8 protein-coding genes are annotated in these 9,565 nt (G+C 51.5%); 3 read left to right on the top strand and 5 right to left on the bottom strand.

The genetic code is table 11. The annotated features are described in order from the left end of the window. Nucleotides 1-579: acylphosphatase (locus Q7V06_RS06935; RefSeq protein WP_304839960.1), on the bottom strand; the 579-nt coding region annotated here is incomplete at its 3' end. A gap of 57 nt (nt 580-636) precedes the next feature. Between Q7V06_RS06935 and Q7V06_RS06930 the strand changes: the two genes are divergently transcribed. Genes Q7V06_RS06930 through Q7V06_RS06920 form a run of 3 tightly spaced genes read left to right on the top strand, consistent with a single transcriptional unit; the run spans nt 637 to nt 3,989 of the window. Next, nucleotides 637-1,152 carry an ArsR family transcriptional regulator gene (locus tag Q7V06_RS06930; RefSeq protein WP_304839958.1) on the top strand — a complete coding sequence of 172 codons (516 nt, stop codon included), beginning with the start codon at nt 637-639 and terminating at the stop codon, nt 1,150-1,152. After that, nucleotides 1,149-1,958 (top strand): winged helix-turn-helix transcriptional regulator, encoded by an 810-nt coding sequence (locus Q7V06_RS06925; RefSeq protein WP_304839956.1) that lies wholly within the window; start codon nt 1,149-1,151, stop codon nt 1,956-1,958. Before Q7V06_RS06930 ends, Q7V06_RS06925 begins: the two co-directional genes overlap by 4 nt. 6 nt (nt 1,959-1,964) lie before the next feature. Further along, the gene (locus Q7V06_RS06920) at nt 1,965-3,989 is read left to right on the top strand and encodes a DEAD/DEAH box helicase (protein WP_304839954.1); all 2,025 of its coding nucleotides are present in this window, start codon (nt 1,965-1,967) and stop codon (nt 3,987-3,989) included. A 33-nt stretch (nt 3,990-4,022) separates the two neighbouring features. Here Q7V06_RS06920 and Q7V06_RS06915 read toward each other — a convergent pair whose 3' ends face one another. The 4 genes from Q7V06_RS06915 to Q7V06_RS06900 all read right to left on the bottom strand — a co-directional run. Next, nucleotides 4,023-5,375: a PKD domain-containing protein gene (locus tag Q7V06_RS06915; RefSeq protein ID WP_304839952.1), complete on the bottom strand. Its 1,353-nt coding sequence runs from the start codon at nt 5,373-5,375 to the stop codon at nt 4,023-4,025. Nucleotides 5,376-5,456: 81 nt separating this feature from the next. Beyond that, entirely contained in the window at nt 5,457-7,295 is a 1,839-nt protein-coding gene (locus tag Q7V06_RS06910) for a transporter substrate-binding domain-containing protein (RefSeq protein WP_304839950.1), read from the bottom strand. A 154-nt stretch (nt 7,296-7,449) separates the two neighbouring features. After that, the gene (locus Q7V06_RS06905; protein WP_304839947.1) at nt 7,450-7,779 is read right to left on the bottom strand and encodes a hypothetical protein; all 330 of its coding nucleotides are present in this window, start codon (nt 7,777-7,779) and stop codon (nt 7,450-7,452) included. Nucleotides 7,780-7,787: 8 nt separating this feature from the next. Beyond that, nucleotides 7,788-9,565, bottom strand: a 1,778-nt coding sequence (locus Q7V06_RS06900) for a transporter substrate-binding domain-containing protein (protein ID WP_304839944.1), incomplete at its 5' end; no start/stop codon positions are given.

The raw sequence follows: 9,565 nt of genomic DNA, 5'->3' as shown, positions 1-9,565 counted from the left end.
CATATGAAGTCCTTTTGGATCCATCAGAGTCAGGGAAGGGCCGCATGACCCACAGGCGATCGTCTGGGCATGGTGACGACGGAAGTCCGGGCTCCAGTACTCTTCTTCGCATGCGGGGCAGAGGGAGAACGGATCCATGGTTGTTCTGATCCGATCATAGGGAAGCGCGCGTATAACACTGTACCGCGGACCGCAATCTACACAGGATGTTGCCCAATAACCAGAATAACGCCCATTTATCCGGTTAATATCCTCGATACAGGCATCACAGATGGCAATATCCGGGGGAATCATGCCGCTGAGATTGCCGGCCCCACTCTCCATGATAAGAAAACGGTCAGAAATCACCCCTTCAAGTGGAAGGACGATTACTTCGTCTATGACAGACAGGGGAGGACCTTTTCGGATAGATTTGAGAAAATCATCGAAATGCTCCCCTTCGGCATGAATTACTACCTCACTACCGAGGTTTGTAACCGATCCACGGATGCAGAGGGAGTCTGCACATGCGTAGACGAAGGGGCGAAACCCGACACCCTGTACGATCCCGCGGATGATGATAGTACCAGATCTCCGCATAGATATCAACAAAGGTTATAGAATTACAGAGCAATATAGTACATCAGGGTTTAAGCAATGACAGATCATCCTAAGACGAAAATTGTAAGCGACCCGGTAGAGCTTGTACCTCTCCTTGTTACTTTTAACAACTCAGCCTATAAAGTTGTTTATGAACTTCTCGCGAAGTCATGGGTAACTGAAGAGGAACTCTGCGAGACCCATGACCGGGAGTGCATCAATCATTGCCTGAAGATGCTCAAGAAAGGAAATCTTATTGAAGAGCAGTGGCGCACAGGTGCCGGTAAGAAGCCGGAGAAAGAATATCGGGTTAATTACCTCAAGTTCAGAGCAAATTTTCAGTGTTCAATGGAGGATCTCGTCTCGATGCTTTATATCTCAACATCAAATGATGAGACACTCAGGGATCTCTCCGATAAAATACAGAGCGAAGTAGATGCAGGAAATACCTCGATCGGTGAGATTGCACGTAAAGTCGGTGTAAAGCCGATCTATGTCAAAGGAATCGCAAAGCGGCTTCCTCAGTTTGATGTCAGGGGTCAGGGATTGATCCTCCTTAATGGAGAAAAATGATGGAGACGAATAAGGATCCTCTCGGCATCCTTCTCCGAAGCAAAAGGGAGACGACCAGATTTCAGGTTCTTGTCGAAGTTGCCGAGCATCAGCCATCTATCCGCCAGCAGGAGGTTGCTGAGAAACTCGGGGTGACACCACAGGCGATCTCCGAATATATCCGCGATCTCTCGGATGACGGACTGATCAGTGCTGAAGGTCGTGGACGGTATGTCGTCACCCGGAAAGGGATAGAATGGGTCCTGCAGAGTGCCGAGCAGCTTGAGAGTTATGCACGCCATATCAGACGCGACATCATACAGCAGGTGGCAATATGGGCCGCAATAGCTGCGGAGGATCTCAAAAAAGGGGATGAAGTCGGCGTATTCATGAAGGGAGGCTGGCTCCTCGCAGGAAGAGAGAGACAGGCGGCGATGGGTGTTGCTATTGATGATGCAGAGAAAGGAACTGATATTGGTGTTGCCCGGTTAAACGGGATAATTGAGCATACCGAGGGGACCGTCTGCGTCTGTAAAGTACCACGCATTGAGCGTGGCGGATCCCGTTCGATCGAGAAGGAGAGGCTCTATAAGATCGTCCAGAAGGCTGAGATCATCGGAGCTGTCGGTGTGGAAGCATACATGGCACTGAAGCGGTCAGGTATCCGGTCCGATATGTTCTATGGTGCACGGGAAGGGGTGATCGAAGCGGCATTTCATGGGATGAACTGTGCGATCATCGTTGTTGACTCAGAGCTCACCGACTTCATCAAACGACTCGAGACAGCAGGCCTCTCCTATACCATCCATGATCTGGCGGCGCAGTAACTACTCATGAGCGCAATCATCCTTCCATGGAAGAAGGCATACCGGATCATCTTTTTTGACGATCGCAGGATACGGCATGTTGCGTCGGTATCTCTGGCAAGGACGACCCGGGGTATCCGTCCTGATGAGTTTATGGTCAGGCGGCCAGGTGCATCCCATCCCCAGAAGACACCGACGAAGGATCTGATCGCCGCACTCCGCGTCGGTGATGTGTATCTGACGAATAACGATCCCGATTTTGAGGAGTTCATCACAAGCCTCCAGATTCCCTACAGTTTTGTAAAGATCTGTCGGATCTGCCTCCTTGAAGACCGGGTTACACAACTCTCAAAAGAGATCGCAATACGATGTGGTCGGGAATGGATCTGCCCGGATTGTGCACGAAAAGAGCTCAACCGGGAACTCTCTCATCTGAAGAAACTCGGGAAACGGACGAGGGCTTATATTGAAGACCTCCTGATGGAGCATAAGGATCTTGAAGCCGTCCTTGCGATCATCCAGCCCGAGAGCCTGGATATGAAGAAGACCCTCTTTGACAGGGTCGACGCTCATCCGGTGACACAGACTGAGAAGCTCGAAGAGCTCCCGCTCCCCCGTGCCTTCGTCGATGCGGTATCGATCACCTCCCTGATGCCCGCACAACAGCTCGCTGTTGAAGCGGGGCTCCTGTATGGAAAGCACCTGCTTGTTGTTGCGGCGACTGCAAGCGGAAAGACCTTCATCGGCGAGATGGCCGGTCTCAAGAACCTTCTCGAAGGGAGGGGGAGGCTGCTCTTTCTGGTACCGCTTGTTGCACTTGCGAATCAGAAGTACGAACGGTTCACCGAGACGTATAAGGACCTTGCAAGTGTCTCCATCTCGACCGGTGTCTCGCGGCTGAACCTGCCCGAGACGCGATCAGTTGCCCGCCGCGACTCCAGATCGGATATCATCATCGGGACCTATGAAGGGTTTGACAACGTCCTCAGGAGAGGAAAAGAGCTCACAAATGTCGGGACAGTCGTCATCGACGAGGTTCAGATGCTCGAAGATCCGGAACGGGGTCACCGGCTCGATGGGATGATCGCCCGGCTGAAACATGTCGCACCAAAGACACAGTTCATCTACCTCTCGGCAACGATCGGGGCTCCCCACCTCCTTGCAAAGAAGCTGGGCGCAAATCTTGTGACCTATGCCGAACGGCCGGTCTCACTGGACAGACATCTCCTCTTTGTCGAGCGTGACGCAAAGATCCCGACAATCAAACGGCTCATCTTCGAGGAGTTTGGGAAGACCTCATCGAAAGGGTTCAAAGGTCAGACGATCGTCTTCACAAATGCACGATCACGGTGCCACCAGATTGCTGATGCGATCGGTCCCCGTGCGGCTCCATACCATGCAGGACTCACGGCACAGGAGCGGCGGGAGATCGAGTCAAAGTTTGAAAAAGGGAAGCTTGCCGCTGTAATCACCACTGCGGCCCTTGCAGCAGGTGTTGACTTCCCGGCATCACAGGTGATCTTTGATGCCCTCGCGATGGGGATCGAGTGGCTGACGGTGCAGGAGTTCCACCAGATGAACGGAAGAGCCGGAAGACCCGACTTCCATGATGCAGGGCGTGTTGTTATACTGGCTGAGCCCGGCGGGTCATACTCCCGTGAGTCGAAGGCGACAGAAGAGGAGGTAGCGCTCAGTCTCCTGAAAGGAACGATGGAAGAGGTTGCCCCGGTCTATGGGATGGAAGAGAGCAGTGAGGAATATGCCGCAAATGCCATTGTTGCCCGTGGCATCGAAAAAGACCTTGAGGCGATGAACGAGAGGATGGTTGGGACACTTGAGCCTGCTCTACCTGAGATGCAGAAACATGGCCTCGTTCACCGGAAGGGCAGGGTGATCGAACTCTCACCGCTTGGACGGGTGATGGCCGAGCATTTCATCGGTATCGAGCGGCTGATGCGGATCCGGAGCCTTGTTCGGGAGGTGGAGGATCCTTTGATGATTCTTGCGGATCTTGAGTGCAGAACAGATGAGGATGAGAAGAAGGGGAGGTAGACCCCCCTTACCTCAGTTTGTCCCTTCGATCATTCAAAACCAGCCATCAACACGGCTTTTGCGCATATATTTCCACCAGTATGCAGCAACTCCGATAATGATGAGGATCAGAATGAGGATGATCCACCACCATGAGTGAATGAATCCATCATCCTGAGAAGTACTCTCTGGTGATGGGGATGCACCACCAGTTCCACTCAATTGAGTACTTCCACCCCCCCCGCCGATAACAGGGCTAACCGTCGGTTGAGGAGTCTCTGTCACAGGAACCGGATCATCACCAGTGACGGTAATATATCCCACCTCCACCTTTGAGTCTGATGAATGATCATTCCTGATAATGAGGGTGACGGTATAGTTGCCAGGCGACGAGTAGAGATGAGATGGTGACATCTCACTGGAGAGGAGACCGTCACCGAAGTCCCACCGCCACCAGTTCGGCCCACCAACTGACGTATCAGTAAACCTGACGGTGAGTGGTGCATCTCCGGTTCTCGGTGTTCCAATAAAGTTTGCCACCGGCGGTGTACCGGATGGGCCAGGGCCGGGTGCGTATGTGGGAACTGTAGTCACCGGCGGGAGGATAACGATATCGGTCTTCAGGGTATCAGTATCTGTTCCAAAGAGATTATCCACCGTTAGGGTGACCACATACGTTCCTGAGGTAGTATAGATATGAGTCGGATGCTGAAGAGTTGAACTACCCCCATCCCCAAATAACCAGAGCCATTGAGTGGGTGCATTCAGAGAGAGATCGGTGAAGCTGATCGAGAGGGGTGCATGGCCGGTGGTGGGGGACGCTTTCACCTCTGCTGTTGGTGGATACCCAACAGTGATATACTGTTCTTTTATCCGATCACTTGTACCAACGGCGTTTGATACCCGAAGTAACACATCATATCGTCCTGATTGCGTGTAGATATGTGTCGGATTCTTCGCAGTAGAAGTGTCTCCATCCCCAAATAACCAGAGCCATGAGGTGGGAGAACCATCAGAGAGATCAGTGAACCGGACCTCATGAGGAGGGGAGCCAAGGAGTGGAGTTGCGATGAAGTTTGGCGTCGGTTCAAGTCCGATACGGATATATTTCACACGCTGACTGGTACTCTGCCCATAGGCATTCGTCGTCGTCAGGATCACATCATAGATCCCCTCATCAGTATAGGTATATGTCGGATTCTTTTGAGTTGAACTTCCTCCATCTCCAAACAACCACAGCCATGAGGTAGGAGAGCCTTCTGAGAGATCGGTGAACTGCACAGTGAGGGGTGCTTGTCCGGATGATGGAGATGCCGAGAAGATTGATACCGGTTCAGGGCCTGTTGCACATACTCCAGGAATTAGTAAGAAACACAAGGTGATAACGATCAGAGAGAGCCAACGCATTCTATATCCTCCAGATACTATATATTAATCATACCCTTAACCTTCCAACACATATAAATGGGGTTTTCACAATTTATCTCATCACTCCGTCTTGAAGATTCCGCTGCAAACCACATACTCTTTCCCGTCACTGCCGATTGCGAGCTGATAATAAGTCCTCTTCCAGAAGAGTCCGCTCTCGGCCGGGTTGAGAGAGACATAATCCTCCCATCCAAAACCATTCTCAAGTGCTCCCTCCACCATCATATCCTGAAACGCCTCTCCTGTCACATCGGTCTTACCCTTGAAACTCACACCGACGAGATGGATATTCGTTGCATCAGCAACCATCACCACATCGGTGTCATATACGAAGACATAGAGGCCAGGTTTCTGTTCATCCCTGTATGGATGGCGCCCGGCTTTGATCGCCCGGATCGTTGCCGGGGCATCATCTGCAAGTGCATCTGCTGTACGTGAGACGAGCCCTACTGCATCCTCTTCTGTCAGGAGATCTGTTGCATATCCCGGGGTGAGATACCGGTAGAGGGTCCGCTCATACCGGCTGACACCGAAGGCATCCTTTTCAGATTGTATCCGGTCAAGCGCCTGCTGGAACGCCTGGATAAGAGGCTCGGGAGTCTCACGATTGAACGTGACATAGTACTCATGCATCGTGAGGGGATAGGCGATGATGATCGCCTCAGGGTGCTGGGCATGCATCCCGATCAGCCTGATGCCGGGATACTCAGCATATGCCCATGCATCGATCTCACCAGCTTCAAGTGCCTGTATCAGTTCCTCTGCACCGGTTGCGTACTTGATCTTATCATAGCCGAGTAATCGGAGATCATCTCCTGCAACATCATCGGTGATTGCCCCAACAGAGAGTTTGAAGATGTCATCTACCGTCTGCACGCTTTCACCGGCTCGCATGAAGAGGACATTTCTGCTCCTGACAATTGGCCCTGCCCAGAGGAACAGATCTTCACGCTCAGGGGTCCTTGCAGTTGAGAAGAGGACATAACCGGGGATAGAGAGGGTTTTCTGGTATCCATCCTCCCATGTGGAGAGGAACACCTGGTCGCGGGAGAGGTCTGTGTTAAGATCAGTGAAGATCTCCTCAATAATATCAACTGAGATCCCCTGCACGACACCATCCTCAAGGAAATTGTACGGGTAATACTCTTCGGTCATATACGTGAGGGTTGCAAGACCTTTTGATGGCATATACCGGTTGAGTATCCGGTTATAGCCGCTCAACCCACCATCTGCGGGGGTCTCTTTCAGGGCATCAATAGCAGACTGAAACCATTCGATCTCCCGCTTCGGTGTTTCCTTATTAAAAGCATAATAAATATCCACTTCCGTGAGCCGGTATACCTGGTTAAAATAGCCGTATTTTCCGGTTGCTTTTGCGATCAGGTACTCTCCGGCAAGGTCACCTGAGGCATAGAGATCGATCTCGCCCCGGTCGAGCATCCGGATCAGGTTTATTGGGTCAGGATCGGTGACGATCTGATCCTCATCGACTCCTGCCCGTTTCAGCTCCAGAACCGAAACATCATCTTCAACTGCACCGATTTTGTATTGATTGAGATCACGTTCGTCTGCAACGGTGATCTCACTGCCACGCCGGGAGAAGAGAACGATAGTGGTCGATGCGATCGGGCCAGCCCAGAGGAACTGATCTTCCCGCTCAGGTCTTCTCGCAGTCGAGAAGAGGACATATCCGGGTGTGGAGCGTGTGGTCTGATAACCTTCGGTGAAGAGTCCGATCCGGATGGCATCATCAGGCAGGGAGAATCCCATCTCTTCATACGCTGCTTTCAGAAGCTCCACCCCGATCCCCTTCAGCTCCCCTTCCTCTTCGTAATTGAAGGGCGGGAATTCCTCGGTCAGAAAGATCAGAGCCGGTTGTTCAACGGGCTCCTCTGTCATGCACCCTGAACAGAGGACAAATAAAGCCAGAAGGATAATGGAAAGAAAAATAATCTGGGAATGCCTGAGTAAACCCGTCTTATTCCTATGCATATTCAACATTCAGTTATTCAACATATAAAATAACCGAATGTTGCCCGGATTGAAGAGGGAATTATCCGACACAAACCCAGCGGTCATAGATCGGATCACGTTCGTTCTCAAAGACCTCAATCATCCGGCCACATGAAGCCGCCCACTCGGTGATAAGCGCAGATTCAGATTCTGTGCCAACTGTTATCAATGCCTCGTCACAGAGATCAAAGAGAAACATCACGAGCTCCTCCCAGAGTTCCGATTCACATGAATGAATCTCACCGAGCATGATCCCGTGTCCTTTTCCTGTGGATGGAAGGAATATGTCAGCATTTCTGCAATCGATGCAGATCGTTCCCTCAGGATTGAACCCGCCATTGATAATACCACAGGCAGAGATGCTGACCAAACCCCATTTCACTCCGTCTTAAAGATCCCGCTACAAACCACATACTCTTTCCCATCACTGCCGATTGCAAGCTGATAGTAGGTGCTCTTCCAGAAGAGGCCGCTCTCTGCCGGATTGATATAGATATAGTCTTCCCATCCAGAACCATTCTCCAGCGCTCCTTCCACCATCATATCACGAAACGCCTTTCCGGTGACATCAGTCTTGCCTTTGAAACTCACCCCGACAAGATGGATATTTGTTGCATGGGCAACCATGACGACATTAGTATCATAGGCAAAGACATAGAGTCCTGGTTTATCGGGGACAGTATAGAGGGGGCTCCCCGCATTGATCTCCCGGAGTGTTGCCGGGGCATCCCGTTTCAATGCTGCTGCTGTCGATGATACGAGATCGATTGCATCCTCTTTCGTCAGCACCTCAGTTGCATACCCAGGGGTGATATACCGGTAGAGGATCCGCTCATACCGGCTGACACCAAAGGCATCCTTTTCAGATCGTATACGGTCAAGCGCCTGCTGGAAAGCCTGAATAAGGGACTCGGGAGTTTCACGGTTGAATGCGACATAGTACTCATGAATCGTGAGGGGATAGGCGATGGTGATCGCCTCCGGCTGCTGGGCATGCATTCCGATCAACCTGATGCCGGGATACTCAGCATATGCCCATGCATCGATCTCACCGGCTTCAAGTGCATGTATCAGTTCCTCAGCACCGGTTGCGTATGTGATCTTCTCAAAACCAAGCGCTCTGATATCATCTCCGCTGATATCATCGGTGATCGCTCCAACAGAGAGTTTGAGAAGATCATCTTCCGTCTGCACACGTTCACCGGCTCGCATAAAGAGGACGTTTCTGCTCCTTACAATCGGACCCGCCCAGAGGAACAAGTCTTCACGCTCAGGGGTCCTTGCAGTTGAGAAGAGGACATAACCGGGGATAGAGAGGGTCTTCTGGTACCCTTCCTCCCATGTGGAGAGGATCATCTGGTCACGGGAGAGGTCGGCGTTGAGATCAGTAAAGACCTCTTCCAGAAGGTCGATGGATATCCCCTTCCTCTCCCCATCCTCAATATAGTTGTACGGATAGTGCTCTTCGGTCATATACGTGAGGGTGGCAAGACCCTTTGATGGCATATACCGGTTGAGTATCCGGTTATAGCTGCTCAACCCACCATCTGCGGGGGTATCTCTCAGGGCATCAATAGCAGACTGAAACCTTTCGATCTCCTGCTTTGGTGTTTCCTTATTAAATGCATAGTAGAGGTTGACGTCTGTGAGTGTATAGACAGGGATAAAATACCCGTACTTTCCGGTTGCTTTTGCGATCAGGTACTCTCCGGCAACATCACCGGAAGCATAGAGGTCAATCTCGCCCCGGTCGAGCAAACGAATCAGGTTTATTGGATCAGGATCGGTGATGATCTGATCCTCATCGACTCCTGCCCGTTTCAGCTCCAGAACCGATACATCATCTTCAACTGCACCGATTTTGTATTGGTTGAGATCACATTCGTCTGTAACGGCGATCTCACTACCACGCCGGGAGAAGAGGACGATAGTATACGATGCGATCGGGCCTGCCCAGAGGAACTGATCTTCCCGTTCAGGTGTTTTCGCAGTCGAGAAGAGGACATATCCGGGGGTTGAGCGTGTGGTCTGATAGCCTTCGGTGAAGAGTCCGATCCGGATGGCATCATCAGGCAGGGAGAATCCCATCTCTTCATACGCTGCTTTCAGAAGCTCCACCCCGATCCCCTTCAGCTCCCCTTCCTCTTCGTAATTGA

It is taken from the genome of Methanocalculus sp., from assembly GCF_030651615.1.
GTDB lineage: Archaea > Halobacteriota > Methanomicrobia > Methanomicrobiales > Methanocorpusculaceae > Methanocalculus.
This window is presented reverse-complemented; position numbering and strand designations above follow the sequence as displayed.

What these genes read in the sequence shown, in the direction of transcription:
- Q7V06_RS06920 (WP_304839954.1), top strand. Translation starts at nt 1,965, where the DNA reads ATGAGCGCAATCATCCTTCCATGGAAGAAGGCATACCGGATCATCTTT.
- Q7V06_RS06910 (WP_304839950.1), bottom strand. Translation starts at nt 7,295, where the DNA reads ATGACAGAGGAGCCCGTTGAACAACCGGCTCTGATCTTTCTGACCGAG.
- Q7V06_RS06915 (WP_304839952.1), bottom strand. Translation starts at nt 5,375, where the DNA reads ATGCGTTGGCTCTCTCTGATCGTTATCACCTTGTGTTTCTTACTAATT.
- Q7V06_RS06930 (WP_304839958.1), top strand. Translation starts at nt 637, where the DNA reads ATGACAGATCATCCTAAGACGAAAATTGTAAGCGACCCGGTAGAGCTT.
- Q7V06_RS06925 (WP_304839956.1), top strand. Translation starts at nt 1,149, where the DNA reads ATGATGGAGACGAATAAGGATCCTCTCGGCATCCTTCTCCGAAGCAAA.